This window comes from Corynebacterium sp. CQ3829_602738 (assembly GCF_054478435.1).
Window position 1 is genome coordinate 406829 of the sequence record NZ_CM137003.1, and the last position, 26278, is coordinate 433106.

The window sequence follows — 26278 nt, forward strand, 5'->3', positions numbered from 1 at the left end:
GGCCCAGCATTCTGGCTTAGCTAGGTCTGCGTGAGAAACGCCCGGCTTCCCCGCGAAAGGGGAGACCGGGCGTTTTGCTTTTCGACGCCCCGTCCTACCGGACCCGGGCGCCACGGGCCGCGCGCGTGATGCCCACGCCGCCCATCAGGGCGAGGCCGCGGACACGGATCACGGGCGCGTCGGCAGGCAGCTGCGCGACGGGGACGGTGCAGGACGGGTGGTCTTCGATGCCGAAGCCGCCCATGATGCCGATGCCGTCGTCGATCACGCGGACGTCGTCGGGCACGATGATGTCGATGCCGCCCATGATCGCCACGGCGTTGACCGTGGTTTCGTGGGCGGCGAACCGGGCTTCGCGCAGGTCGAGTGCGTTGCCGCCCATCAGGGTGAGGGAGGTGTGTGTCGGCGCCATGAGCCACTGGCCGGTGCGTTCGGACCCGCCCATGACTGACAGCGTGAATGCGGAACCGCCGCTTTCGCCTGTGACCAGCGCGTGGGATGGGGCAACTTCCCGGTCCGGGCGTTTGACGGGCGAGAGGTCCTCCACCAGGCCGGGAAGTTCGTCGGCGTAGGTGGCGGCGTAGAGGGCGCGGGAGCGTTCGTCGAACTCGGCCATGGAGATCTGTCCGTCGGCGAAAGCGTCTTGGAGGTGTTTGGCGGCGGTGTCGCGCTCAGCGTCGGAGGCGCGTTTGCGGGGCGGGGTGGGGTTGTCCATAACTTGGACAGTAGTTGCCGAAGACGGCGTCGGCAGGCGAAAGGCACGCGAATATTGCCGCATTCTGCTTAGATTCCACGTGTGAGCGAAAAGTCGGCGAAGCACCAGCCCGTGCGGGGGTTGGCGAAGTCGGTCGCGGCGGACATCGGGACGAGGACGAACGCGACCGTCGCGGGCTTGCTTGCGCTCGCCGGCGTGACAGGGCTGGCCGGCGGGTTCGAGGAGGCGGCGCCCGAGCAAGTCGTCACCGCCACCGAGACGGCGGAGCCGCAGGAGCTGGACGTTTCGCCGTTGACCGTCCAGGTGCAACGCACCTACGTCCTCGACGGCGCGCGGGTGGTGCACATGCGGCTGACCAACACCGCTGAGCGGCCCATCTACGCGGTGCAGTGGCACCAGGCGTTTGATCTGGAGGATTCAGCGTCGGAGGAGCAGCCGAAGTTCCAAAAGATCGACGCGCGCCTCACCAGCGACGAGGACTTCGAGAGCGTCCCGCTGCCGGACAACCAGCTGCTAAACCCCGGCGTGCCGCAGGACATCGCCCTCGTGTTCAGCGGCGAAGACGCCGGCGACACGCTGGTGGTGTGGTCGATGGAGTACCGCAAGTCCTTCCTGGACGGCGACAAAACCTGGTTTGCCAAAGAGCGCGTGGCGGAGGTGGAGCTGCGATGAATATCCGCAGGGTGTGGACCACAGCTGCGGCACTCGCGTTGCTTGTGCTGGGCATGCAGCTTCGCGACGTGCTGCCCAACGCCGCCGACCGCGCCGCCGCAAGCTTCGACTACGCCAACTCGGCCCCGATCATCGGCGACGTGGAGGACGTGCAGGTCACCGTGGCGGAGACCTTCAACGGCACAGTTTCCAACGCCAGGTGGGTGGTGGTGGACTACCAGTTCACCCAGGACCAGGAGGTGTTGCTTGGCGCGGAGATTGAGGCGGCCGGCGGGAACCTCTACGCGCCGGAGAACACCCCGGGCAACGCGTGCGAGCTGACCTACCCAGGTTTGCGCAGCCCCTGCACGCTGGTGTTTGAGATGCCGGAGGATGAGGTCGAAGCCGCCACGCTGTATTTCTACGTGGGCAACCGGATGGGCCCGCGCGTGGTGGTGCAGCTGCCGGAGACGCAGCGGCAATCCCGGGTGACCCGTGAGGCGGTGTGGTTGTGAGGAAGCTCTGGTGGGCAAGCGCGCCCGTGGCCGCCGGTCTGATGCTCGCGGCGTCGTCCCAGCCGTACTTCAGCCTGGTCAGGCCGTGGACGTGGTCCCAGGAGCAGGTGATCGCCGCGGGCGCTGCGGGCAGCTTCGACCTGCCGGTCGCGGATTTCGACGGCGCACGGCACCAAGCGGACGTCGAGGTGCTCGGCTTCCAGGCAGTGGAGGACGAAAGCCAGATCGGCCTGCACTCCCCGGAGGGATTCACCATCTGGGCGGTGTTGACGCAGTGGCACGCGCCGGCGGAGTCGGTGCTGGAGAACTGCCGCATGTGGGTGACCGGCTCGGACGGCAAGGAGTACCTGCGCAAGGACGGCCTGTTTGGCACGCCCATCGACGACTTCAGCGCCCTGCACGCCTGCACCCCGCCGGGGGAGGCCGGCCCCGTGGTCCGGGTGGACGAGATCGGTTCCACAGGGCAGCACCTCGAGCCGGGGGATCCGCGGCCGGACGAGTGGCGCAAGGTCACCCCGCTGGCGCTGCCGGACGGCGTGCAACCGGTCAAGCTGCATATCGGGTGGGACTTTCCCCACTACGTCACGGTGGTGCTGCCGGAGCCGAAGGTCTACGTGGATTCCCCTTCTTTCGGCGAGTAGCTGTGCCGCAGGAAGAAGTCCAGGCCTGAGGCGATTAGGCACACCACCACCAGCAGGTACACCGCCCGCGCGACCACCAGCAGGTAGTTGAGAGCCTGTTCCGCGGCCATCTTGCTGTCCACCGGGCCGATGAGGGTGCGCCCGAGCTCGACCACGCCAAGCTCGACGCTGGTGGCCAGCATGAACACGATGCAGAAGATGGTCATGGGCACCAGCCCCGCCCGCGCAAGGGTGCGCAGCCCTTTGAGCGTCGCCTTGATGGGCCCGACCACGGGCTGCAGCGCCTCGTCGACCGCATGTTTGGCCTCGTTGTGGGCGGCGGTTTGCATGCGTTTGCGGATGCTTATCGACGCCCCCTCCGGCGCCTCCTCGACCTTCGCATCTTCCGCCTTCTTGGCGGCGAGCGTGGTGCCGAAGACCACGGCGCCGAGCGTCAGCCACGCAATCGGAACGGTCACCAGCTGGTTCAGCGTCGGAAGTTGGTCGGCGAGCCAGCCCCACGCGTCGCCAAGCACGCCGGTGTGCTCAGCGACGTCGGTCTTCAGTTCTTCGTAGCGTTGGTGAGCCGGGGCCAGGCTGCGGCGGGAAAGCGCCCAGTCCTGCACGGCGCTGAGCCGGTTGGTCAAAAACACCGACACTGTGGTCATCCACAGCACTTCCAGGTAGGCGGCGAGATAGGTGAATCCGAGTCCCTTCTCCGCCAGGACGAAGTAGCCGATGATTTTGCGCAGCACTATGGTGCCGGCGATCAGGCCGATCAGGGCGGCGGTGTCGTCGATAAATGCGCGCGTGAAGTCCGCTTCGAAGCCTTGGTTGAAGTACTCGTCGTAGGTGGTGGCGCGGCGGAACGCGGCGAGGTCCTCTTTGAGCAGGCCGTGGGTGGAGTACACCGTGAGGAAGCTGATCAGCATGCCTCCGGCGGAAAGCAGGCGCACCCGGGAAGAGCCGTCTTTGCGGTCCGGAAACGTCGCCGCGAGGAACGGCAGCGAGGGGCGCAAAAGCCACAGCGAGAAAATGATGGCCAGCATCACCATCAGCGGCGCCAGCGGCATGACAAGGCTGGCGGCGAGGCTGCTGAATGTGGAGAGCCACACCGCCAGCCAAATCACGGCCTGGCGCCCGGCAAGGCCGAGGCATACCACTGTGACCAGCTGCGACAGGTGGCGAAACAGCAGACCCGCCGCGCGTGCCGGGATCACCGCGGACTCAACAGCAACGTCGCGCAGCGACTGGGAGACACCCGTCCAAGGAGCCATGGCAGCAGTGTAACCGGGCGACCGCGGACACGCAGTTTGCTTTGCGACGTTCCTTCGGTGTACCTTTAGCGAGGTTTCGCCCGTATCTTGCGGCGCGAAGTACTCGAACTCCATGCGACTCGTTCACACGGCAGTTCATGCAATCGGCAGGGCCCCGAAGAAGAGCCCCCATTTTTGCATGTATGGCCGGGTGTGGGCGGGACGCGCTAACAGAAAGAGCGTGAATGCCTACTATTCAGCAGCTGGTCCGCAAGGGCCGCCACGATAAGTCCACCAAGGTGGCGACCGCTGCGCTGAAGGGTTCCCCGCAGCGCCGCGGCGTGTGCACCCGCGTGTACACCACCACTCCGAAGAAGCCGAACTCTGCGCTGCGTAAGGTCGCCCGTGTGCGCCTGACCTCCGGCATCGAGGTTTCCGCATACATCCCGGGCGAGGGCCACAATCTGCAGGAGCACTCCATGGTGCTCGTGCGCGGCGGTCGTGTGAAGGACCTGCCGGGTGTGCGCTACAAGATCGTCCGCGGCGCTCTGGATACCCAGGGTGTGAAGGACCGCAAGCAGGCTCGCTCCCGTTACGGCGCGAAGAAGGGACAGTAAACAATGCGTAAGCAGCAAGCACCGAAGCGTCCCGTAGTCAAGGATCCGGTTTACAACTCCGAGCTGGTCACCATGCTGGTGAACAAGATCCTGCAGGACGGCAAGAAGTCCACCGCAGAGCGCATCGTTTACGGCGCGCTCGAGCAGTGCCGTGAGAAGACCGGCACCGACCCGGTTGGCACCTTGGAGAAGGCCATCGGCAACATCCGCCCGGACCTCGAGGTTCGCTCCCGCCGTGTCGGTGGCGCGACCTACCAGGTCCCGGTCGACGTCAAGCCGGCCCGCTCCACCACCCTCGCACTGCGTTGGCTGGTCACCTTCACCCGTCAGCGCCGCGAGAACTCCATGATGGAGCGCCTCGCCAACGAGATCCTGGATGCTTCCAACGGTCTCGGCGCCTCCGTGAAGCGCCGCGAGGACACCCACAAGATGGCCGAGGCCAACCGCGCCTTCGCCCACTACCGCTGGTAGTCGCTGGAGCAAGGCGAAGCATGGAAACCCGGAAACTGCATACCCGCTTCCAAGGGAAGCGAGCTGGTGCGTTTCCGGGTTTTTCCAGCTGAGTCGGACCTCACGCTGCCACTTCCGCGATGTAGTGGCAGAATTGACAAAGGACAACTGACCGACATAGGCGCCGACAGGCGTCGACGACTTCAAAGTTGGGGTATTTAACGTGGCACAAGAAGTGCTTAAGGACCTGAACAAGGTCCGCAACATCGGCATCATGGCCCACATTGACGCCGGTAAGACCACCACGACCGAGCGCATCCTCTTCTACACGGGCATCAACCGCAAGGTTGGCGAGACCCACGATGGCGGCGCCACCACTGACTGGATGGAGCAGGAGAAGGAGCGCGGCATCACCATTACGTCCGCTGCTGTGACCTGTTTCTGGAACAACAACCAGATCAACATCATCGACACCCCGGGTCACGTGGACTTCACCGTCGAGGTGGAGCGCTCCCTGCGCGTGCTGGACGGCGCTGTTGCCGTGTTCGACGGCAAGGAGGGCGTGGAGCCGCAGTCCGAGCAGGTGTGGCGCCAGGCTGCGAAGTACGACGTTCCGCGTATCTGCTTTGTCAACAAGATGGACAAGCTAGGCGCTGACTTCTACTACACCGTCGGCACCATCGTCGACCGCCTCGGTGCGAAGCCGTTGGTTATGCAGCTGCCGATCGGTGCTGAGGACGACTTCGACGGCGTCGTTGACCTCATCGACATGAAGGCCCTGCTGTGGCCGGGCAAGGTCGAGACCGGCACCCCGCCGCAGATCCAGGAGATCCCGGAGGATCTCAAGGAGAAGGCTGAGGAGTACCGCGAGAAGCTGCTCGAGACCGTCGCAGAGTCCGACGAGGAGCTCATGGAGAAGTACTTCGGCGGCGAGGAGCTGACGAAGGAAGAGATCCAGGCAGCCATCCGCAAGATGACCATCGCTTCCGAGATCTACCCGGTGTTCTGCGGTACCGCTTACCGCAACAAGGGCATCGAGCCGATCCTTGACGCTGTCGTCGCATACCTGCCGAGCCCGATCGACATCGGCGACGTCCACGGCACCTCCGTCGACGGTGAAGAGGAGCTGACCCGTAAGCCGTCCGTCGAGGAGCCGTTCTCCGCTCTGGCGTTCAAGATTGCCGTCCACCCGTTCTTCGGCAAGCTCACCTACGTGCGCGTCTACTCCGGCCAGGCCATCCCGGGCGAGCAGATGCTCAACTCCACGAAGTCCAAGAAGGAGCGCGTGGGCAAGCTCTTCCAGATGCACGCGAACAAGGAGAACCCGGTCGAGCACGCCGACGCCGGCAACATCTACGCGTTCATCGGCCTGAAGGAAACCACCACGGGCGACACCTTGTGCAACCCGGATCACCCGATCATCCTCGAGTCCATGGACTTCCCGGACCCGGTGATCCAGGTGGCCATCGAGCCGAAGACCAAGGCTGACCAGGAGAAGCTGGGCACCGCTATCCAGAAACTCGCTGAAGAGGACCCGACCTTCACCGTTCAGCTGGACGAGGAGACCGGCCAGACCGTCATCGGCGGCATGGGCGAGCTGCACCTCGACGTCCTGGTGGACCGCATGAAGCGCGAGTTCAAGGTCGAGGCGAACATCGGTTCCCCGCAGGTTGCGTACCGCGAGACCATCCGCAAGAAGGTGGAGTCCCTGGACTACACCCACAAGAAGCAGACCGGTGGTTCCGGCCAGTTCGCGAAGGTCATCGTCACCATCGAGCCGTACTCCCCGGACCCGGAGGAGCTGGAAGAGGGCGAGTCCGCTTCCTACAAGTTCGAGAACGCCGTCACCGGTGGCCGCGTGCCGAAGGAGTACATCCCGTCCGTGGACGCTGGTATCCAGGACGCGATGCAGTACGGCTTCCTCGCCGGCTTCCCGCTGGTGAACATCAAGGCCACGCTTGAGGACGGCGCTTACCACGACGTCGACTCCTCAGAAATGGCGTTCAAGCTCGCTGGCTCCCAGGTGCTGAAGGAAGCTGTCGCCAAGGCGAAGCCGGTCCTGCTCGAGCCGGTCATGGCCGTTGAGGTTGTGACCCCGGAGGAGTACATGGGCACCGTCAACGGTGACATCAGCTCCCGCCGCGGCCAGGTCTTCGCTATGGAGGACCGCTCCGGCGCGAAGGTCGTCAAGGCGAAGGTGCCGCTGTCCGAGATGTTCGGATACATCGGCGACCTGCGTTCCTCCACCGCCGGCCGCGCGAACTTCACCATGGTGTTCGACTCCTACGCTGAGGTTCCGCAGTCCGTCGCTCAGGAGATCATCGACGAGCGCAACGGCAACAAGTAGTTGCCGCCCGCCCCTCCTCACGGGTCCGCACCGCGTGCCAGCGGTGCGGCGCGGATTCCGCGGAGGCGGGGTGAGAGGGCAGCGGCCGCGCTGAGGAACCGCCCACTAACCGGGCGGTGTCTGAGCCGGCCGTTACCCTCTAGGTCGATCCGGGGGAAACGGCAAGGCCGGTTTGAAAAACGGCCGCTGGAAACCTAGGATCTTGTAACTGGCACATTGTGAAATGGCTCCCGTATCCGTGCCCTACGCTGGGCGCGGGCCGGGGCGTATGTAAACCACGTGGCTGCGAAGGTCGTAGTCACCATGAAGTCCAGGAGGACAACAGTGGCAAAGGAAAAGTTCGAGCGCACTAAGCCGCACGTGAACATCGGCACCATCGGTCACGTCGACCACGGCAAGACCACCACCACCGCCGCTATCACCAAGGTGCTGGCAGATGCTTACCCGGAGGAGAACAAGGCCTTCGCCTTCGACGCAATCGATAAGGCTCCGGAGGAGCGCGAGCGCGGCATCACCATCAACATCTCCCACGTGGAGTACAACACCCCGAAGCGCCACTACGCTCACGTGGACGCCCCGGGCCACGCCGACTACATCAAGAACATGATTACCGGCGCTGCTCAGATGGACGGCGCAATCCTCGTGGTTGCTGCTACCGACGGCCCGATGCCGCAGACCCGCGAGCACGTGCTGCTCGCTCGCCAGGTCGGCGTTCCGTACATCCTCGTCGCTCTGAACAAGTGCGACATGGTCGACGATGAGGAAATCATCGAGCTCGTCGAGATGGAGGTCCGCGAGCTGCTGGCCGAGCAGGAGTACGACGAAGATGCTCCGATCGTCCACATCTCCGCTCTGAAGGCTCTCGAGGGCGACGAGAAGTGGGTTCAGTCCGTCATCGACCTCATGCAGGCTTGCGACGACTCCATCCCGGATCCGGAGCGCGAGACCGACAAGCCGTTCCTGATGCCGATCGAGGACATCTTCACCATTTCCGGCCGCGGCACCGTGGTTACCGGTCGTGTGGAGCGTGGCGTGCTCAACCTCAACGACGAGGTCGAGATCATCGGTATCCGCGAGAAGTCCCAGAAGACCACCGTCACCTCCATCGAGATGTTCAACAAGCTTCTTGACACCGCTGAGGCTGGCGACAACGCAGCTCTGCTGCTCCGTGGCCTGAAGCGCGAGGACGTCGAGCGTGGCCAGGTTGTCATCCACCCGGGCGCTTACACCCCGCACTCCAAGTTCGAGGGTTCCGTCTACGTCCTGTCCAAGGACGAGGGCGGCCGCCACACCCCGTTCTTCGACAACTACCGTCCGCAGTTCTACTTCCGCACCACCGACGTCACCGGCGTTGTGAAGCTGCCGGAGGGCACCGAGATGGTCATGCCGGGCGACAACGTCGAGATGTCCGTCGAGCTGATCCAGTCGGTCGCTATGGACGAGGGCCTGCGCTTCGCTATCCGCGAGGGCTCCCGCACCGTCGGTGCTGGCCGCGTCACCAAGATCCTGGACTAATTCCAGACCTGGTGTAACCAGCTGACGTAGAAGCCGTCTTCCCCGCCGGGGAAGGCGGCTTTTCGCATGCGCTAGGCTCTCATGCGTGCACGACCCCACCCGAATCCCACGCCTGACCCAGGCGCTGCAGCGTGCCTGGGAGGGCCAGCCGGACCTGAACTTCGCCCAGCTCATCGGCGTGCTGCAAAACCGCGGCCTAGGGTGGGGCACAACCGACGACGAGACCATGGAGCTCTTTGCGGCGATGGAGCGCGAGCATCCTTCGCTTATCGACGCCACCGCCGGCCCCCACACCATCACCACCCTCAACCCGCCGCACCTGGTGACCATCACGGGCGGCTACGTGGTGGTGCGCAGCGGCACCGATCCCGAACGTATGCCATCTGTGTGGCGGATGGGCGGGATGCGCAAGACCGGCCCCGGTCTTCCGTTAGTCGTCTCCGACGAGGAAGGCGTGGAGCACCGCCTGGGGATAGTGTCGTTGGTGGAGCGGATTGCGGGGGAAGCGGAGGCGTCGATAAGCATCGCGCAATCGGCGGTGGGCAGTAGGCGCTGGCTGGTCCAATTCAGCGACGGCGCGCGAGCCGTGGTGGGGCAGCGCATCCGCCTCTGGCGGGTAGACGGGCGGGCAGTGGACACCAAACGTATCGCCTGGAGCGAGATTCTGCGCTGCGAACCTGGTGCGGAGATGGAAATAGCCCCAGCGGGCGGCGGGATGCCGGTCTCGCTGGGGCTGGTGCAGCTCGTGCTGGAGTTGGAACGCTAGGCGGTAATCCGATCCAGCTGGAGCTTCCACACCGAGTCAATGTCCATGGTGTGATTAGCCATGCGGAAGTCCTGATCCGCGGCCTCGATGATGCGCACGGCATCATCGAGCGGGTACTCCGGGTTGGCAAAGACGGTGAACGTCGCGGTCGGACGCTGGCCCACCATCGCCACCTTGCTGGACGCGCGGCGGATCTCGTTGGCGTCCTCCAGGGAGGAGCACGCTGCCTCGGCAACCCGCTGGACGTTGATGACAGTCTCGCCGTGCTCCGGATCCGCAGGCAGGATGCCACGGTTCGAAAACGCGCGGGACCGGATGTTCGCCAGCAGGATCCACAGGCCCAGGATTGCCGCCACGACAGCGCCGATGATCAGCGCGGTGACGTAGTGGTCCTGGTAAGCCAGGTCGATCAGGCGGGTGCGGTCGAGGTAGTCGGCCGCGTCGACGAGGTAGGGGATCTGCCAGTACTCGGCGACCGGGAAAAGGCCAGCGGCGATCAACAGCAAACTGAGCAGGAAGAGCACTAGTCGGTTGAAGAAGCTGAGTGTCTTCGTCATCGCGTCACCTCCGGGGTCGTCGTGGTGGCGGGCGCGGACTCCGTAGTGGTCTGAGGCGCGCCTGAACGCTGGGCAGTCGATTGCTGCGTAGCAGGGCTGGGCAGCAACTTCACCGACACAGCCGGCGGGGTTTGCAGGGCATGGAACTCACCGTTCAAGGATTGGGTGATGCGCTCCTGCATGGCGGCGCCGGATCCGTCGTCGACTACTTGCACCTTCACATTCTTGCGGTTCGCCTTCGTGCTCACCTGTTCACCGCCGAGGTCCCCGCGGGTGGTGAACGTGGCCTTGCGGGCGATGTCCACCGGGCGGGTCCAAATGGAGGCGGGGGAGTTCACCCGCACGTAGCCGTGCGGGCGCGGCTTGAACGTGAAGAACAACAGGATCAGGCCGAGCAGCACCAGAATGATGCCCACGACAACTGCCGTCACATCGGCCTCAAAGGAACCGAGGAAGTCCCAGGTGCGGCCCAGCCAGGAGTCCGACGGGGCCTCGTCGCCGTAGAAGTGGTACCACAGGTCGCGCGCCGCGACGCCAGCCAGCGCGAGCAGCAGCAGGCTAATCAGCACCGCGAACCAGCGCGAGGCCGGGTTGCCCAGCGGCTCGTCGCCCGGGTGCGGGCCCACTGCTTGAGCTGGGGGTGCAGTGTTAGCGGGAGCGGTCATAGTACTTCACCACCGGTTCAATCGTGATCTGCTTAAGCGGCTTCGGCGCGGGCGCCGTGGGCACCACTACCGGCTGCGGCCCAGGTGCGGAGGAAATCGGGGCGCGCGCCACCGGCTCCACCACGATGGGCTTGAGCGGCGGGCGGTTGACCGTGATCTCCTTCAGCGGAGCGCGGCGCGGCAGCGGCACCTTGCGGGGCTGGGCGAAACGCTGGACGTCCACAGGCTTGAGCGCCTGCAGTGGGGGCAGCTGCGGATGGCGGGCGACAAGCTCGTTCGCCTGCGGCGACCACGGCTGCACCGGTTCCGGCGGGAACGGGACCCGCGCCTCCGTCGGAGAGGTGTGGATGGCAACGAGGCGCTGCGGCTCCGGCACCTCGGGGGAGAACGTGCGCACTGGCTCCGGGGTCTCCGGAGTAAACGTGCGCACCGGCTCCGGCTGGTCCGGGTGCTCCACCTCGATTGGGGCGGGGACGACCACATCCCGCATGTCTTCGACGAGCGAGCGCGCCTCGATCGGCATGAGCTGCTCGAGTGGCTTGGTCACGGGGTGCTCCACGCGGGTCGGGGAGACCTCGATGGGGGTCGGGATCACGAAGGCTTCGTGCTCCGCCAGCTGGTCCCAGGTCACGCGGCCGGTGTCGGGGAGGGTTTCCACATTGGCCACTGTGACCTTCACGCGCGAGACGTCCAGGCCCACCAACGTGCGGATGTGCGCGATGATGGTTGCGCGCACAGCGTCGGTGATGGCAGCTACCGGGGCGGGGTAGGAGGTGGCAATCTCGGTGTCCACCGCCACTGTGCCCGTCGCCTGGTCCAGCCGGGCGTGGATGCGCGGGAAGCTGCGTCCCGCGAGCCCGGCCAGCTTTGCGTCGATGGTCCGGCATCCCGGCACCGCCGCAGCTGCCACCTCAGCGACGCGCTCGATGGTGCGCTCACTGACGTGGTAGAAGGAATTATCCATTAGCTTCGGCCTCTGCCGGTGCCGTTACTCAGGGCCGCGGACAGGTCCAGACGGCCGTCGAGCTGGGCCCCGACAACCCCGCCGATGATGGTGAACAGCAGCAGCCAGAGCAGGCCCGGCCAACCGCCGAAGGTGACAAAGAAGGCGATTACAACACCGATGAGGATGCCGGTCAGCGCCTTGTTAGCAAAAAGATTCATAATAAAACCACGTTTCGGGTTATGAGGTTGGGGCGGGCAGCGCTACTGCGCGTCGCCTGCGACAACGTCCACGAACTCCGCATCGGATGCGCCGAGAACAGCCGCCCGGACATCCTCGGCCACGTCCTGCACCTTGCGGCCGGATGCGACGTCGAAGACGAAGTGGACTTCAAAACCGGTTCGGCCGTCCCGCGAGATGGCCTTCAGGCCTTCAATGCGGGTGTTGGGCAGGTAGGTCGCAATCTCGCCGACGCGGCCGCCGTGCAATGCGGCGACCCCGTCGACAGCGACGGCGGCATCGCGGACGCCCTCCGCAACCTCGCGGCTAACGGGGGTGTACGCCATGGCTTACTGGTTGATCGGCTGGTTGACAGCCTGGTAGTTCGCGTTGGTGTCCTCGAGCTGCTCGGCGCCCTCCTGCTCCGGCAGGTGCACGTCGTGCACGGTGACGTCCACGCGGTCCACGATCAGGCCGGTCATGCGGGTGATGGCGACGGTGACGTTCTCGCGGATAGCGTTAGCCAGCTCGTGGATGGCCACGCCGTACTCGGCGATGATGGCGACGGCGACGGAAGCGTGGCCGTCCTCGACCGCCACGTTGACGCCCTGCTGGACGTTGGTGGAGGAGGTCAGGGACTCGCGCACAGCGCCCCACATGCGGGCAGCGCCGCCGCCCAGGTTGTTCACGCCGGAAACCTCACGGGCAGCGATGCCTGCGATCTTGCCCACAACGTTGTCGTCGATGACGGTGGAGCCGTGCTCGGTCTCCAGGTTCTCGTTGCGCGGGCGGACCTGCTCCGGCTCCACTGCGGTGGAGGAGGACGCCGGGGTGTTAGCGCCGGTGGTCTTTGCGGTGTTTGCAGAGGTCTCGTTAACGTTCTTGTCGGCCATGACGGTCCTTTCAATCTGTAAATACTGTGCATCCGTGACCTCCGGATGTGAGGCGCACGGTCTGGAAATAAAGGGTACACAGATCTCATCGCCCGGGCTGGGGTGAGGAGAAGGTGATACCAAGTTGCAATATTTGTGGGCTCGCCGGAGGTTCGTCGTGAAGCGGGGCTTGTGCTTCCTGCAACCTTGTGTTTTAATACCCGGGTTGCCTTGACATGGGCCGGATGAAACCGGCCGGTGGCCAGGCAAACATGACACCTTCCAACCGGAAGAAACCGGAGAAGGGCCATGGCAAATTCACAGCGGCAGTACGCAAGGGTCACGCGCCCTTCCGAGTCTGACACCCAGGCATGTGCTTATAGACGGGCACGCCTTGGCGGAAGCACTGAAACAGCATGAATTTGCTCGGTCACCTTCCGGACGTGTCATGGCAGTCAGAAACGACACTGGCGTTGAGCCAAGGGCCCAGCCCGGACAACGTTATAGAGAAACTAGAAGCTACAAACCCCACCGCTTCGCCCGTTTCTCACTCCGCTCGAAATGAGCGGGAGAGAATAAGGACGAACGTGGGGATGCGAGGAAGAGGTAAGCGTGGCGGGACAGAAGATCCGCATCAGGCTCAAGGCTTACGACCACGAGGCGATCGACGCATCCGCGAAGAAGATCGTCGAGACGGTCACCCGCACGGGTGCCCGCGTCGTGGGCCCGGTGCCGTTGCCCACCCAGAAGAACGTGTACGCCGTTATTCGTTCTCCCCACAAGGACAAGGATTCTCGCGAGCACTTCGAGATGCGCACTCACAAGCGCCTCATCGACATTCTCGACCCGACGCCCAAGACGGTGGACGCGCTCATGCGCATCGACCTGCCGGCAAGCGTCGACGTGAACATCCAGTAGAGCAATCCCCAACGTAAGTAGTGGAGAACTAACAACATGTCTGAGAACCAGATCAAGGGCATTCTGGGCAAGAAGCTCGGCATGACCCAGATCTTCGACGAGGACAACCGTGTTATCCCGGTTACCGTCGTCGAAGCTGGGCCGTGCGTGGTCACCCAGATCCGTACCCCTGAGACCGATGGCTACTCCGCCATCCAGATCGCCTACGGCGACATCGATCCCCGTAAGGCAAAGAAGCCGCAGGCCGGCCACTTCAAGAAGGCCGGCGTGAACCCGCGCCGTTTCGTCGCCGAGATCCGCATGGAGGACACCTCGGGCTACGAGCTCGGCCAGGAATTCAACGCAACCATCTTCGAGGGCGACACCTACGTGGACGTCGCCGGCACCACCAAGGGCCACGGCTACGCCGGCGCCATGAAGCGCCACGGCTTTGCCGGCCAGGGTGCCGCACACGGTAACCAGGCTGCGCACCGCCGCGTGGGCTCCATCGGCGCCTGCGCAACCCCGGGCCGCGTGTTCAAGGGCACGCGCATGGCAGGCCGCATGGGCGGTAACCGCGTTACCACCCAGAACCTGAAGATCCAACGCATCGACGGCGACAACAACCTCATCCTGATCAAGGGCGCCATCCCGGGCGCAAAGGGTTCCGTTGTCACCGTCAAGACCGCAGTGAAGGGCGGTGCTCACGCATGACGAACCTGACGCTTGACGTCCACACCGCTGACGGAGCCACCAAGGGCTCTGTCGATCTCCCGGCCGAGTTCTTCGACCGCGAGGCTTCCGTGGCGCTGATGCACCAGGTTGTGAACGCACAGCTTGCTGCAGCTCGCCAGGGCACCCACGCGACGAAGACCCGCGGCATGGTTTCCGGCGGCGGCAAGAAGCCGTTCCGCCAGAAGGGCACCGGCCGCGCACGCCAGGGTTCCACCCGTGCGCCGCACTTCACCGGCGGTGGCACCGTGCACGGTCCGCAGCCGCGTTCCTACGCGCAGCGCACCCCGAAGAAGATGATCAAGGCTGCCCTCGCAGGCGCTTTGACCAACCGCGCACAGAACGAGCGCATCCACATCGTGGAGGACCTGGTTCCGGGCCAGACCCCGTCGACCAAGTCCGCCCGCGCTTTCATCGAGCGCCTCACGGACCGCAAGTCGGTTCTGCTGGTGATCGGCCGTGATGACGTGAACTCCCGCCTTTCCGCAAGGAATCTGCCGGGCGTCCACATCATTGAGCCGACCCAGCTGAACGCATACGACGTACTCAACGCTGACGATGTCGTGTTCTCGGTCGAGGCGCTGCACACCTTCGTCAACCGCGGCAAGGAGCTCGCTACCGCCGCTGCGGAGGAGGAGAAGTAAATGGCTAAGATCGCGAACCCGCGCGACATCATCATCGCGCCCGTGCTCTCCGAGAAGAGCTACGGCCTGATGGAGCAGAACACCTACACGTTCTTCGTCGCTCCGTCGGCCAACAAGACCCAGATCAAGATTGCCGTGGAGCAGATCTTCGGCGTCGACGTCGCATCGGTGAACACCGCTAACCGCGAGGGCAAGCGCAAGCGCTCCCGCACCGGCTACGGCCAGCGCAAGGACACCAAGCGCGCCTACGTCACGCTCCGCGAGGGCAGCGACTCCATCGACATCTTCGGAGGTGCGACGGCCTAACGGCTATCGCACAGCGAAGAGGACGATAGAAAAGGAACCATTATGGCTATTCGCAAGTACAAGCCGACAACTCCGGGTCGCCGTGCCAGCTCCGTTTCCGCGTTCGAGGAGATCACTCGCTCGACCCCGGAAAAGTCGCTGCTGCGCCCGCTCCCGAAGAAGGGTGGCCGTAACTCTCACGGCCACATCACCACCCGTCACCGCGGCGGCGGCCACAAGCGCCGTTACCGCGTGATCGACTTCCGCCGCTCCGACAAGGACGGCGTGCTGGCAAAGGTCGCTCACATCGAGTACGACCCGAACCGCACCGCAAACATTGCGCTGCTGCACTACTACGACGGCGAGAAGCGCTACATCATCGCGCCGAAGGGCCTGACCCAGGGCACCGTCGTCGAGGCTGGTCCGAACGCCGACATCAAGGTCGGCAACAACCTGCCGCTGCGCAACATCCCGACCGGTACGACCATCCACGCTGTGGAGCTCAAGCCGGGTGCTGGTGCCAAGCTCGCCCGCTCCGCCGGTGCGTCCATCCAGCTGCTGGGTAAGGAAGGCAACTACGCAGTCCTGCGTATGCCGTCTTCCGAGATCCGTCGCGTGGACATCCGCTGCCGCGCCACCATCGGTGAGGTCGGCAACGCCGACCAGATCAACATCCGCTGGGGCAAGGCCGGCCGCATGCGCTGGAAGGGCTGGCGCCCGACCGTGCGTGGTGTGGTCATGAACCCGGTCGACCACCCGCACGGTGGTGGCGAGGGCAAGACCTCGGGTGGCCGCCACCCGGTGTCGCCGTGGGGCCAGAAGGAAGGCCGCACCCGCAACCCGAACCGTTATTCCAACAACATGATCGTGCGGCGCCGCCGCTCGAAGAAGCGCTAAGAGGAGGTAAACAGACATGCCACGTAGCCTGAAGAAAGGCCCGTTCGTCGACGAGCACCTCCTCAACAAGGTGGACGCTCAGAACGAGGCTGGCACCAAGCAGGTCATCAAGACCTGGTCGCGCCGTTCGACCATTCTCCCCGATTTCATCGGTCACACCTTCGCCGTCCACGACGGCCGCAAGCACGTGCCGGTGTTCGTCGACGAGTCCATGGTCGGCCACAAGCTCGGCGAGTTTGCACCGACCAAGACCTTCAAGGGTCACGTCAAGGAACAGAAGGGACGTCGATAAGCAATGGCTGACACCATCACCACTGCATCCGCGACGGCCAAGTTTGTCCGCGTCTCGCCGATGAAGGCCCGCCGCGTGCTGGCACTCGTCCGCGGCAAGGACGTTGCCGAGGCCCTCGCGATCCTGAAGTACGCACCGCAGGGTGCTGCCAAGGACGTTGCGAAGGTTGTCGCCTCCGCAGCGGCCAACGCTGAGAACAACTTCGGCCTGGACCCGCGCACGCTCGTCATCTCCGAGTGCTACGCAAACGAGGGCCCGACCATGCGCCGCTACCAGCCGCGCGCCCAGGGCCGCGCCTTCCAGATCCGGAAGCGCACCTCCCACATCACCGTTGTTGTCGAGTCCAAGGAAGGGGCCAAGTAATGGGCCAGAAGATTCACCCGCACGGCCTGCGCCTGGGTATCACTTCCGACTGGAAGTCCCACTGGTACGCCGACAAGAACTACGCTGACTACGTTGCGGAGGACATCAAGGTCCGCGAGTACCTCGAGAAGAACCTCGAGCGCGCCGGCATCTCCGACATCGTCATCGAGCGCACCCGCGACCGCGTGCGTGTGGACATCCACACCGCTCGTCCGGGCATCGTCATCGGCCGTCGCGGCGCAGAGGCAGACCGCATCCGCCGCGAGCTGGAGAAGCTCACCGGCAAGATGGTCGCGCTGAACATCATCGAGGTCAAGAACATCGATGCCGACGCAACCCTGGTTGCACAGTCCATCGCTGAGCAGCTGGTCAACCGTGTCGCGTTCCGTCGCGCCATGCGTAAGGCCATCCAGTCCGCGATGCGCAACCCGCAGGTAAAGGGCATCAAGGTTATGACGTCCGGCCGTCTCGGCGGCGCGGAAATGTCCCGTGTCGAGCGCTACCACGAGGGTCGCGTTCCGCTGCACACCCTGCGTGCAGAGATCGATTACGGCACGGCAGAAGCACACACCACCTTTGGCGTCATCGGCGTCAAGGTGTGGATCTACAAGGGCGACGTCGTGGGCGGTGTCCGCGAGTCCGAGCTCAACGCTCCGAAGAACGAGCGCGGTGGCCGTGGCGACCGTCGCCCGCGCCGCGGCGGCCAGCGTCGCCAGCGTGCAGAGCAGAAGAAGGAGGGCTAATTCATGCTCATCCCTAAGCGCGTGAAGTACCGCCGTCAGCACCGTCCGCACCGCACGGGCGTGTCCAAGGGCGGCAACAAGATCACCTTCGGCGACTACGGCCTGCAGGCGCTCGAGCCGGCGTACATCACCAACCGCCAGATCGAGTCCGCACGTATCGCCATCAACCGCCACGTCAAGCGTGGTGGCAAGGTGTGGATCAACATCTTCCCGGATCGTCCGTTGACCCAGAAGCCGCTCGGCGTGCGCATGGGTTCCGGTAAGGGCCCGGTGGAGAAGTGGGTGGCCAACGTCAAGCCTGGCCGCATTCTTTTCGAAATGTCCTACCCGAACGAGGAGACTGCAATCGAGGCTCTGCGCCGCGCTGGCGCGAAGCTGCCGTGCAAGGTCCGCGTGATTAAGAAGGAGGACCAGTTCTAATGGCAACCGGTACCCCCGCATCTGAGTTCCGCGAGCTCAACGACGATGAGCTGCGCACCCGTCTGACTGAGGCGAAGGAAGAGCTGTTCAACCTGCGCTTCCAGCTCGCGACCGGCCAGCTCACCAACAACCGCCGCATCTCCACCGTGAAGCGCGACATCGCTCGCATCTACACGGTGCTGCGCGAGCGCGAGCTCGGCCTGTCCGTTGTCCCGGAGTCCACGGGAGCTGAGGCATAACCATGAGTGAGGCAAACGTGACTGAGAACACCAAGGTCAAGGCAGTGCAGAAGCGTCGTCGTGGCTACGTTGTGTCCGACAAGATGGACAAGACGATCGTCGTCGAGGTTGAGGACCGCAAGTCCCACGCCCTGTACGGCAAGATCGTGCGTACCACCACCCGCGTGAAGGCACACGACGAGGAGAACACCGCCGGCATCGGCGACCTCGTCCTCATCGAGGAGACGCGTCCGCTGTCCAAGGACAAGCACTTCCGTCTCGTCGACATCATCGAGAAGGCTCGCTAAGAGCACCTAGCTTTTCGACGTCGTACCCGTCCAACCTCGTGTTGGGCGGGTATTTTCGTGTGTTTGACAACTGTTCACCCGGATTTCGGCGCTCATTTACTCGTGTTGAGTAACTTCTTCCAGGCCAAACTCTGTATACGTTTCCTGGGAGAACTCATGCCTATCAAGGGTATTAACCTGCTGTTCCAGTCCAAGCGCTCGTCTTTGACCTGTACCTACAAGTGCGGCAACGCGTGTGCTGGCGATTGCACCAACGAGTCCGACAACCCGTACTTCGGCGACCTGATGTCCCGCCGCGGCGTGCTGAAGGCATTCGGTGCTGGCACCGTGACCCTCGGCGGCGGCGCACTGCTCGCCGCCTGCGGCGTCGACGAGGATGTGGCGGAAACCACCGAATCCGCGCCGGCCACCTCCACCAGCACCGAGGTCGCGAAGGCTGAGATCAAGCCGGCTGCTGGCATGCGTTTCGACGGCGTGCAGCCGAACGAGAAGGACGAGGTTGTCGTCCCGGCGGGCTACGACACCTCTGTGCTGATCGCCTGGGGCGACCCGGTGTACGAGGACGCGCCTGAGTTCGACCCGAACAACCAGACCGCCGCAGCTGCAGCCCGCCAGTTCGGCTTCAACAACGACTTCGCCGGCCTGATGGAGCACCCGACCGACAAGAACCGCATGCTCTACGTCTGCTCCCACGAGTACTCCACTGAACCGCAGATGCTGCCGAACTACGATCCGGAGAACCCGACGGACGAGCAGATCAATATCGGCATTGCCAGCCACGGCCACACCGTCCTCGAGGTGTCCAAGGACCCCAAGACCGGTGAGCTCAAGCGCGAGTTCGGCCCGCTGAACCGCCGCATCACTGGCGAGACCGAGTTCAAGATCGTCGGGCCGGCTGCCGGCCACGACCTGCTCAAGACCTCCGCCGATCCGACCGGCACCACGGTCTTCGGCACCTTCAACAACTGCTCCGGCGGTGTGACCCCGTGGGGCACCTTCCTTTCTGGCGAGGAGAACATCGACCAGTACTGGGCCAACGCCGCCGCCGTCACCGGTGAGCGCCCGGCCGCGGACGTGAAGCGCTTCGGCGTGTCCGAGAACGCGTCGCAGCGCAAGTGGGAGCGCCTGCACGACCGCTTCGACCTGGCGAAGGAGCCGAACGAGTTTAACCGCTTCGGCTACCTGGTTGAGATCAACCCGTACGATCCGGAGTCCGTCCCGGTCAAGCACACCGCCCTGGGCCGTTTCAAGCACGAGGCCGGCAACGTCCACGTCACCGAGGACGGCACCGTGGTGTGCTACTCCGGCGACGACGCGCGCTTCGAGTACATCTACAAGTTCGTCTCCTCCAAGAAGGTCAAGGAGGGCGACATCGCCCACAACATGGCAATCCTCGACGAGGGCACCCTCTACGTCGCCAACCTCGAAGGTAACTCCGAGGCCGGCGAGATCACCGGCGACGGCGACCTGCCCAAGGACGGCGACTTTGACGGCACCGGCAAGTGGATCCCGCTGCTGACCGCCCATGCCGACGGCACCGCCGAGTCCCACGTGGACGGCTTCACCGGCGAAGAGGTGGCCATCTACACCCGCCTCGCCGCAGACGAGGTCGGCGCCACGAAGATGGACCGCCCGGAGGACTTCGAGGTCAACCCGGTCAACGGCAAGCTCTACGTCGCGCTGACCAACAACAGCTACCGCGGCGCCACCGGCGAGAACGCCAAGAAGAGCAAGGAAGACGTCACCGAGTACGCGCCGATCCGCGAGAACAAGAACGGCCTGGTCATGGAGATCGAGGACGACTACGCAGGCACCGAGTTCAAGTGGAACCTGCTGCTCGTCTGCGGCGACCCGAACGCCGCGTCGACCTACTTCGGCGGCTTCCCCAAGGAGCAAGTGTCCCCGATTTCCTGCCCGGACAACGTCGCGTTCGACTCCCACGGCAACCTGTGGATCTCCACCGACGGCAACGCGCTCGGCACTAACGACGGCCTGTACGCCGTCGGCCTCGAGGGTGAGAACCGCGGCCAGGTGCTGTGCTTCCTCACCGTGCCGTACGCCGCTGAGACCTGCGGCCCGATCGTCACCGACGAGCTGGTCCTGGTCAACGTCCAGCACCCGGGCGAGGAGGACGATGCCACCTTTGAAAAGCCCGCGTCCCACTGGCCCGACGGTGGCAACTCCGTTCCGCGCCCGGCCGTTGCTCAGGTGTTCCGCACCGACGGCCAGAAGATCGGCATGGAGAAGGCTTAAACGCTAGGTGTCTTTTGCTCGAACCCGCCGCTGTCCACACTCGTGGCCCGTGGCGGGTTTTCCACTTTCTACAGACAACTAAACTGGAGTAAAATTTTTCCCCATGTGTGGAATCGTTGGATACGTAGGCGCCGGCACCGCTGAGCGCGACGCGAAAAATGTCATTGTCGAGGGACTGCGCCGCCTCGAATACCGCGGATACGACTCCGCCGGTGTCGCGGTTGCCAACAACGGCGTCATCGAGTGCCGCAAGAAGGCCGGCAAAGTTGCAGACCTGGAAGCCGAAATCTCGGACAACCCAATTGCGGCTTCCAAGCTCGGCATCGGGCACACCCGCTGGGCAACCCACGGCGGACCGACCGATGCAAACGCCCACCCGCACGTCGTCGGCGACGGCCGCATGGCTGTGGTCCACAACGGCATCATCGAGAACTTTTCGGCGTTGAAGGCGGAGCTCGTCGATAAGGGCTACCGCTTCGTCTCCGAGACCGACACCGAGGTCGCCGGCACCCTGCTGCTGGACATCTACGACAAGGAAGCAGACGGCGACCTCACCCGCGCGATGCAGCTGACCGCGCAGCGCCTCGAAGGCGCCTTCACCCTGCTGGCAATCCACGCAGACCACCCGGACCGCATCGTCGCAGCGCGCTGGAACTCCCCGCTGGTCATCGGCGTCGGCGAGAACGAAAACTTCCTCAGCTCCGACGTCGCCGGCTTCATCGAATTCACCCGCGACGCCGTGGAGATGGACAACGGCCAGATTGTCACCCTGACCGCCGAGGGCTACGAGGTCTGCGACTTCGACGGCAACCCCGCCGAAGCCAAGCCGTTCACCGTCGAATGGGACGTCACCGCCGCGGAAAAGGGCGGCTTCAACTCCTTCATGGAAAAGGAGATCCACGACCAGCCCACCGCCGTCCGCGACACCCTCTACGGACGCTTCGACGAACAGGGCAAGCTCATCCTCGACGAGCTGCGCATCGACGAATCCGTGCTGCGCTCCATCAACAAAATCATCATCGTGGCCTGCGGCACCGCCTCCTACGCGGGCCAGGTGGCGCGCTACGCCATCGAGCACTGGTGCCGCATCCCGACGGAGGTGGAGCTCGCCCACGAGTTCCGCTACCGCGACCCGATCGTCAACGAACGCACCCTCGTGGTCGCCGTGTCCCAGTCCGGTGAAACCATGGACACGCTCATGGCCGTGCGCCACGCCCGCGAGCAGGGCGCGAAGGTGATTGCCATCTGCAACACCGTCGGCTCCTCCATCCCGCGCGAGGCAGACGCGTCGCTGTACACCTACGCCGGCCCGGAGATCGCCGTGGCGTCGACGAAGGCGTTCATCTCCCAGATCGTGGCCGCCTACCTGCTCGCCCTGTACCTGGCACAGGTGCGCGGCAACAAGTACGCCGACGAGATCCGCCAGATCGTGGACGAGCTGCAGGAAATGCCGGACAAGATCCAGCAGGTGCTGGACAACGAAGGCCAGGTCAAGCAGCTGGGCCAGGACATGTCTAATGCGAAGTCCGTGCTGTTTTTGGGCCGCCACGTCGGCTTCCCGGTCGCCCTCGAAGGCGCGCTGAAGCTCAAGGAGGTGGCTTACCTGCACTCCGAGGGCTTCGCCGCCGGCGAGCTCAAGCACGGCCCGATCGCGCTCGTGGAGGAAGGCCAGCCGGTGTTCATCATCGTGCCGTCCAAGCGCTCTCGCAATAACCTGCACGCCAAGGTTGTCTCCAACATCCAGGAGGTCCGCGCCCGCGGTGCGGTGACCATCGTGATCGCGGAAGACGGTGACACGGACGTGGAGGCCTACGCCGACCACATCATTCGCATCCCGCAGTCCGCCGGCCTGATGCAGCCGCTGCTTTCCACCATTCCGCTGCAGATCTTCGCCTGCTCCGTGGCGGAGGCCCGCGGCCTGAACGTGGACCAGCCGCGCAACCTGGCTAAGTCCGTGACGGTGGAGTAGGGTTTGCCGCGCTTTCCTGGCGTCGGGCTCGGGCGGTTTCGTCTGGGCCCGGCGCCGTTCTTGTGCCGGTTTCGCGGATCGTCTAGCAGCGCATAGAGGAGTGCTAGACGATCATTTGTTGGGCGCGGCGTTTGCCCAGGTGATGTTGGAAATAGTTGTCGTTAGCAGCGTGATCGTATAGCAGCGGTAGCGAGCCGCTAGACGATCCGGGCCTCAGTGGGATTCGGGAGACCACGCCGCGCCGGGGTGCGCGCGGCGGAACTCCATCATCCGGTGGAAGACCTCAGCTGCGCCTGCTCTTTGGCCCTGCGTCTCGCTGAGCGCGCCACTGCCGTCGGGGAGATCTGTCGGGGCGAACACGTCAGGGCGCAGTACTTGAGCGAGAAAAGAGGGATCGGCAGTTGCAGCGCCGACGTATCGGGCAGCGTGTGCCTGGGTGGCGTCGATACGCGTCCAGTCCACCGCCCAACCTGCAGCGCGCAGCATCTGATCGAAGAAGTACCGCTGTGTGCGGGAGTTGCCGTCGCGGAACGGGTGCACGATTGTGAGCTCGCTCCAGTGATCTGCGACGGTCCGCACCGCAGACTCGATTTCTGACGACGAAGGCGGCAACTTCGCGATGCGGCTCATGACCCGGTCAAGCTCAGTGTCGACGTACTGCGCCCGGCACATGGCCATTCCCATTGCGCCGACCTCCTCGGTGCGGATCTCGCCGGCCCACGGGTAGATGTCTTGCATCAGGTAGTGGTGGGTGCGCAGGAGTGATTCGCGGGTGAACTCGGTGAGGGGAGGGCCGAGCTCGAGCTCACCCAACCGTTGCGTAGCAAGGCTCCCAGCGATGCGTTCTAGCTGCGCGGGATCTGAAATCCCAAACAGGTTATCGGGTGCTTCCCGGCTCTGTCGGGCCACGATGCTTAGGCCACGCCGGCGATACGTCGGCGCAGTTCGTGTGCGCGTGGCGAATCGCCCAGCCCCTCGCGCTCCAAGACAAGCAATACTGCCTCGTCGGCGGAGACCTCGCTACGGAATTGCCGTCTTAGCAGCGCTTCGTCCTCGGCTGATAGGGGTTGCCCCGCCATGACCATGGAGGCGTTCACGGCGGCAACCTTTTGGTCTTCACTGCGCGGGTCGGTCATGGTGCAGCATTTTACCTGTTCAGGAGTAGAAGCGGAACCCTGCGGATCTGCTAGTTCCGCTTTGGGCGGCACTAGCAGATCAACTGTCCAAGTTTTTGTTTATGCAGGTGATGTTGAAAGGCGTTGTCGGTAAGAGCGTGATCTGCTAGCTACCTGGAAGAGGGCGGGGCGGGGAACTAGCAGATCCGCGCGCCGGGGGTGAGAAGACGGTGCCAGACCGGAACCCCACAGACCCGCGCAGATCCGCGCCTACGCCAGCTCGTGCAGGTACGGCGTGTCGGCGCCGGTGCGGGAGACGGTGATGGCGGCGGCGCGGGCGGCGAAGTCCAGGATCTCGCGCCACTCGTCCGCGCCCAGCGCCAACAGCGCGGAACGGTCGAGGCCGTGGACGTCGAACTGGTGCACCAGCGCGGCCATGATGGTGTCGCCGGCGCCGATGGTGTCCGCGACCTCCACGGCGGGGGCCTGCACTTCGCAAACACCGAACGGTGCGCGCACGCGGATGCCTTCGCCGCCGAGGGTGGTCACCACAACGGGCACATGTGAGGTGTCGCCAAGGAATTCGACTTCCTCGTCGGAAAGCTTCAGCACCGTCACCGATTCCAAAAGCCCGCGCAGGAACAGGCGGTGCTTCTCCGAGGAAAACGCGGGCCGTAGGTTGGGATCCAGGCACACGATCGCGCCGTTGTCGGCGCTGACTCGCGCGGCCTCTGCGTAGCGCAGCGAGCCGGGTTCCAGGGCCAGGGACAACGTGCCGAACACTGCGTAGCCGCTCTCCACCGGCACCGGTTGGGCGAGCCGGTCCGCGGTGCCGTTGACGTAGAAGGTGTAGGAGGCGGAGCCGTCGTCACGCAATGCGGTCACTGCGAGGGTGGTGGGCTCGCTGCCGCTGGGGCATTTCGAGAGGTCGACGCCTTCGTCGATGAGTGATTGCCGCAGCGCCGCGCCATACGCGTCGGAGGAGAGGCGCGATTGGAACGCCACAGGAGAGCCGAAGCGCCCGAGCGCGCGGGCCACGTTGAACGGGCCGCCGCCGAGCGCCGGGGTGAGCGGCGCGAGCGGGCCGGGGGCGGACGGCACGAGGTCGACCAGGGCTTCGCCGTACACGGTGATCATGCGTCATAGAATAAACACATGTCGTACCGGCCGAAACACCACCTCACCGCGCCTCAGGGCAGGCTCAACGACCCGAACGGGATGATGTTGCTCGGCGATGAGCTGCATGTGTTCTACCAGCACGACCCGTCCTTTCCCGCCCAGCCCAAACGCACCGGCTGGGGGCATGCCGTGACCACGTTGGGCTCAGGCGTGTGGCGGCACTTCCCGGACGCGCTCTACCCGGGCGTGTCGTACGACGAGAACGGCTGCTACTCCGGCTCTGGCGTGGTGCACGACGGCCAGATTCGCCTGTTTTACACCGGCAACGTCAAACGCGACGGAAAGCGGCTGACCAGCCAGAACATCGTGGACGTGGACGGCATCGAGGGCCCGATGGGCGGAACCTACCGCCGCCGCGGCACCAATCCCGCGATCGATGGCCCCGCGGACGGCTACACCGCGCACTACCGCGACCCGCACGTCACCCAGGCGCCGGACGGCACGTGGCGGATGGTGCTTGGCGCCCAGCGCGAAAACGGCACCGGCGCCGCTGTGCTCTACACCTCCGACGACCTGGACAGGTGGCAATTCGCCGGCGAGATCGAGTTCGCGGGCCTGAACTACAACGTCGCCTCGGCCTACATGTGGGAGTGCCCGAACCTGCTGCGCATGCGGGATCAGGCCACGGGCGAGATGCGCGACGTTTTCGTGTTTTGCCCGCAGTTTCCGGATTCGGACGAGTGCGGGTACGTCGTCGGCAAACTTGAAGGCCTGCGGTTCGAAGTTGAGCGGGATTTCACGCCGCTGGATTACGGCTCGGAGTTCTACGCGCCGCAGCTCATCAGCGACAACAACGGCGGCGCGCTCATGCTCGGCTGGATGGGGCTGCCCGCGCGCGACGACACCCCCAGCTTCCCCGCGGAGGGGTGGGTGCATCAGCTCACGCTGGTCAGGGAGCTTTCGCTTATCGACGGCCACCTGGCCACCGCCCTGCAGATCCCGGACGCCCACGACATGCTGCTCGAGCGGGTAGCGCTGGGGGACGCGCCCTGGGCAGCGGACCTCGTCGCAGAGGGGGAACACGTCGGCGCCACCGTGACCTGGCAGCCGGACGGCCACGGGCGCGGAACAGTGTTCGTCGACGTGGCAGGACGTATCCGGTGGGCCGAGTGCGCCGCAGGTGAGCTGGTGCTTACCGCGGACGGCGCGGCGGTGGAGTGCACCGCGGGCGACGGGGAAGTCGCGTTTTCTTTTGCCGTCTTTGCTCCCGGTGGGGCGCAGTGGTCGGCGCTGACACCTCAATAGGAAGGAACAA

33 protein-coding genes are annotated in these 26278 nt (G+C 64.7%); 22 read left to right on the forward strand and 11 right to left on the reverse strand.

What is annotated here, in order from left to right:
* Positions 1-94 precede the first annotated feature (94 nt).
* Positions 95-715 carry a DUF1707 SHOCT-like domain-containing protein gene (locus ACX1NL_RS01860; protein WP_458898471.1) on the reverse strand — a complete coding sequence of 207 codons (621 nt, stop codon included), beginning with the start codon at positions 713-715 and terminating at the stop codon, positions 95-97.
* Positions 716-796: 81 nt separating this feature from the next.
* Between ACX1NL_RS01860 and ACX1NL_RS01865 the strand changes: the two genes are divergently transcribed.
* Genes ACX1NL_RS01865 through ACX1NL_RS01875 form a run of 3 tightly spaced genes read left to right on the forward strand, consistent with a single transcriptional unit; the run spans position 797 to position 2522 of the window.
* The gene (locus tag ACX1NL_RS01865; protein WP_181889779.1) at positions 797-1387 is read left to right on the forward strand and encodes a hypothetical protein; all 591 of its coding nucleotides are present in this window, start codon (positions 797-799) and stop codon (positions 1385-1387) included.
* Positions 1384-1881 (forward strand): hypothetical protein, encoded by a 498-nt coding sequence (locus ACX1NL_RS01870; RefSeq protein WP_458898472.1) that lies wholly within the window; start codon positions 1384-1386, stop codon positions 1879-1881. Before ACX1NL_RS01865 ends, ACX1NL_RS01870 begins: the two co-directional genes overlap by 4 nt.
* Complete coding sequence (locus ACX1NL_RS01875) at positions 1878-2522, forward strand: hypothetical protein (RefSeq protein WP_458898473.1); 645 nt, start codon at positions 1878-1880, stop codon at positions 2520-2522. The genes ACX1NL_RS01870 and ACX1NL_RS01875 overlap by 4 nt, the downstream gene beginning before the upstream one ends.
* On the opposite strand, the gene ACX1NL_RS01880 is transcribed toward ACX1NL_RS01875, so the two are convergent.
* Positions 2492-3778 (reverse strand): hypothetical protein, encoded by a 1287-nt coding sequence (locus ACX1NL_RS01880; protein WP_458898474.1) that lies wholly within the window; start codon positions 3776-3778, stop codon positions 2492-2494. The two genes, ACX1NL_RS01875 and ACX1NL_RS01880, sit on opposite strands and share 31 nt — an antisense overlap.
* Before the next feature lie 224 nt (positions 3779-4002).
* Between ACX1NL_RS01880 and rpsL the strand changes: the two genes are divergently transcribed.
* The 5 genes from rpsL to ACX1NL_RS01905 all read left to right on the forward strand — a co-directional run bounded on the left by rpsL (position 4003) and on the right by ACX1NL_RS01905 (position 9452).
* Positions 4003-4374: a 30S ribosomal protein S12 gene (gene rpsL / locus ACX1NL_RS01885; protein WP_034997208.1), complete on the forward strand. Its 372-nt coding sequence runs from the start codon at positions 4003-4005 to the stop codon at positions 4372-4374.
* Positions 4375-4377: 3 nt separating this feature from the next.
* Positions 4378-4845 (forward strand): 30S ribosomal protein S7, encoded by a 468-nt coding sequence (rpsG, locus tag ACX1NL_RS01890; RefSeq protein ID WP_085956818.1) that lies wholly within the window; start codon positions 4378-4380, stop codon positions 4843-4845.
* Between the two features lie 202 nt (positions 4846-5047).
* Positions 5048-7171 carry an elongation factor G gene (gene fusA, locus ACX1NL_RS01895; protein WP_239306539.1) on the forward strand — a complete coding sequence of 708 codons (2124 nt, stop codon included), beginning with the start codon at positions 5048-5050 and terminating at the stop codon, positions 7169-7171.
* Between the two features lie 324 nt (positions 7172-7495).
* Positions 7496-8686, forward strand: a complete 1191-nt coding sequence (gene tuf / locus ACX1NL_RS01900) for an elongation factor Tu (protein WP_181889784.1) — start codon at positions 7496-7498, stop codon at positions 8684-8686.
* Positions 8687-8771: 85 nt separating this feature from the next.
* Positions 8772-9452, forward strand: coding sequence for a hypothetical protein (locus tag ACX1NL_RS01905; protein ID WP_181889785.1), 681 nt, complete (start codon positions 8772-8774; stop codon positions 9450-9452).
* Here ACX1NL_RS01905 and ACX1NL_RS01910 read toward each other — a convergent pair.
* The 6 genes from ACX1NL_RS01910 to ACX1NL_RS01935 are packed head-to-tail and all read right to left on the reverse strand — an operon-like array spanning position 9449 to position 12729.
* Entirely contained in the window at positions 9449-10009 is a 561-nt protein-coding gene (locus ACX1NL_RS01910; RefSeq protein WP_181889786.1) for a hypothetical protein, read from the reverse strand. The genes ACX1NL_RS01905 and ACX1NL_RS01910 overlap by 4 nt on opposite strands.
* Entirely contained in the window at positions 10006-10674 is a 669-nt protein-coding gene (locus ACX1NL_RS01915) for a hypothetical protein (RefSeq protein ID WP_181889787.1), read from the reverse strand. Before ACX1NL_RS01915 ends, ACX1NL_RS01910 begins: the two co-directional genes overlap by 4 nt.
* Complete coding sequence (locus ACX1NL_RS01920) at positions 10658-11638, reverse strand: Asp23/Gls24 family envelope stress response protein (protein WP_458898475.1); 981 nt, start codon at positions 11636-11638, stop codon at positions 10658-10660. Before ACX1NL_RS01920 ends, ACX1NL_RS01915 begins: the two co-directional genes overlap by 17 nt.
* The gene (locus ACX1NL_RS01925; protein WP_181889789.1) at positions 11638-11838 is read right to left on the reverse strand and encodes a hypothetical protein; all 201 of its coding nucleotides are present in this window, start codon (positions 11836-11838) and stop codon (positions 11638-11640) included. The genes ACX1NL_RS01920 and ACX1NL_RS01925 overlap by 1 nt, the downstream gene beginning before the upstream one ends.
* A gap of 42 nt (positions 11839-11880) precedes the next feature.
* Complete coding sequence (locus ACX1NL_RS01930) at positions 11881-12183, reverse strand: hypothetical protein (RefSeq protein WP_181889790.1); 303 nt, start codon at positions 12181-12183, stop codon at positions 11881-11883.
* 3 nt (positions 12184-12186) lie between these two features.
* A complete protein-coding gene (locus ACX1NL_RS01935) occupies positions 12187-12729 on the reverse strand; it encodes an Asp23/Gls24 family envelope stress response protein (protein WP_181889791.1) in 543 nt (180 codons plus the stop codon).
* 591 nt (positions 12730-13320) lie between these two features.
* Between ACX1NL_RS01935 and rpsJ the strand changes: the two genes are divergently transcribed.
* The 13 genes from rpsJ (at position 13321) to glmS (ending at position 22729) form a co-directional block, all read left to right on the forward strand.
* Positions 13321-13626: a 30S ribosomal protein S10 gene (gene rpsJ / locus ACX1NL_RS01940; RefSeq protein ID WP_458898476.1), complete on the forward strand. Its 306-nt coding sequence runs from the start codon at positions 13321-13323 to the stop codon at positions 13624-13626.
* Between the two features lie 36 nt (positions 13627-13662).
* The gene (gene rplC / locus ACX1NL_RS01945) at positions 13663-14319 is read left to right on the forward strand and encodes a 50S ribosomal protein L3 (RefSeq protein WP_181889792.1); all 657 of its coding nucleotides are present in this window, start codon (positions 13663-13665) and stop codon (positions 14317-14319) included.
* A complete protein-coding gene (gene rplD / locus ACX1NL_RS01950) occupies positions 14316-14981 on the forward strand; it encodes a 50S ribosomal protein L4 (RefSeq protein ID WP_181889793.1) in 666 nt (221 codons plus the stop codon). Before rplC ends, rplD begins: the two co-directional genes overlap by 4 nt.
* The gene (rplW, locus tag ACX1NL_RS01955) at positions 14982-15287 is read left to right on the forward strand and encodes a 50S ribosomal protein L23 (protein ID WP_070475003.1); all 306 of its coding nucleotides are present in this window, start codon (positions 14982-14984) and stop codon (positions 15285-15287) included. It abuts the gene before it with no gap.
* A 42-nt stretch (positions 15288-15329) separates the two neighbouring features.
* Complete coding sequence (rplB, locus tag ACX1NL_RS01960) at positions 15330-16163, forward strand: 50S ribosomal protein L2 (RefSeq protein WP_181889794.1); 834 nt, start codon at positions 15330-15332, stop codon at positions 16161-16163.
* Positions 16164-16179: 16 nt separating this feature from the next.
* Entirely contained in the window at positions 16180-16455 is a 276-nt protein-coding gene (gene rpsS, locus ACX1NL_RS01965) for a 30S ribosomal protein S19 (protein ID WP_018017481.1), read from the forward strand.
* A 3-nt stretch (positions 16456-16458) separates the two neighbouring features.
* Positions 16459-16818, forward strand: coding sequence for a 50S ribosomal protein L22 (rplV, locus tag ACX1NL_RS01970; protein ID WP_070475001.1), 360 nt, complete (start codon positions 16459-16461; stop codon positions 16816-16818).
* Positions 16818-17561: a 30S ribosomal protein S3 gene (gene rpsC / locus ACX1NL_RS01975; RefSeq protein WP_181889795.1), complete on the forward strand. Its 744-nt coding sequence runs from the start codon at positions 16818-16820 to the stop codon at positions 17559-17561. Before rplV ends, rpsC begins: the two co-directional genes overlap by 1 nt.
* Before the next feature lie 3 nt (positions 17562-17564).
* Positions 17565-17981, forward strand: coding sequence for a 50S ribosomal protein L16 (gene rplP / locus ACX1NL_RS01980; RefSeq protein ID WP_181889796.1), 417 nt, complete (start codon positions 17565-17567; stop codon positions 17979-17981).
* Entirely contained in the window at positions 17981-18220 is a 240-nt protein-coding gene (gene rpmC / locus ACX1NL_RS01985; protein ID WP_085956803.1) for a 50S ribosomal protein L29, read from the forward strand. The genes rplP and rpmC overlap by 1 nt, the downstream gene beginning before the upstream one ends.
* A gap of 2 nt (positions 18221-18222) precedes the next feature.
* Positions 18223-18507, forward strand: coding sequence for a 30S ribosomal protein S17 (gene rpsQ / locus ACX1NL_RS01990; RefSeq protein WP_181889797.1), 285 nt, complete (start codon positions 18223-18225; stop codon positions 18505-18507).
* 156 nt (positions 18508-18663) lie between these two features.
* The gene (locus ACX1NL_RS01995) at positions 18664-20760 is read left to right on the forward strand and encodes a PhoX family protein (RefSeq protein WP_458898477.1); all 2097 of its coding nucleotides are present in this window, start codon (positions 18664-18666) and stop codon (positions 20758-20760) included.
* Positions 20761-20863: 103 nt separating this feature from the next.
* A complete protein-coding gene (glmS, locus tag ACX1NL_RS02000) occupies positions 20864-22729 on the forward strand; it encodes a glutamine--fructose-6-phosphate transaminase (isomerizing) (RefSeq protein WP_458898478.1) in 1866 nt (621 codons plus the stop codon).
* A gap of 213 nt (positions 22730-22942) precedes the next feature.
* Here glmS and ACX1NL_RS02005 read toward each other — a convergent pair whose 3' ends face one another.
* The 3 genes from ACX1NL_RS02005 to ACX1NL_RS02015 form a co-directional block, all read right to left on the reverse strand.
* Complete coding sequence (locus tag ACX1NL_RS02005) at positions 22943-23542, reverse strand: Fic/DOC family protein (RefSeq protein ID WP_458898479.1); 600 nt, start codon at positions 23540-23542, stop codon at positions 22943-22945.
* A gap of 101 nt (positions 23543-23643) precedes the next feature.
* On the reverse strand, positions 23644-23865 hold the full coding sequence (locus ACX1NL_RS02010; RefSeq protein WP_181889801.1) for an antitoxin VbhA family protein: 222 nt from the start codon (positions 23863-23865) through the stop codon (positions 23644-23646).
* 249 nt (positions 23866-24114) lie between these two features.
* Complete coding sequence (locus ACX1NL_RS02015) at positions 24115-24981, reverse strand: carbohydrate kinase family protein (RefSeq protein WP_458898480.1); 867 nt, start codon at positions 24979-24981, stop codon at positions 24115-24117.
* Positions 24982-24999: 18 nt separating this feature from the next.
* Between ACX1NL_RS02015 and ACX1NL_RS02020 the strand changes: the two genes are divergently transcribed.
* Positions 25000-26268, forward strand: a complete 1269-nt coding sequence (locus tag ACX1NL_RS02020) for a glycoside hydrolase family 32 protein (protein WP_458898481.1) — start codon at positions 25000-25002, stop codon at positions 26266-26268.
* Positions 26269-26278: the final 10 nt, after the last annotated feature.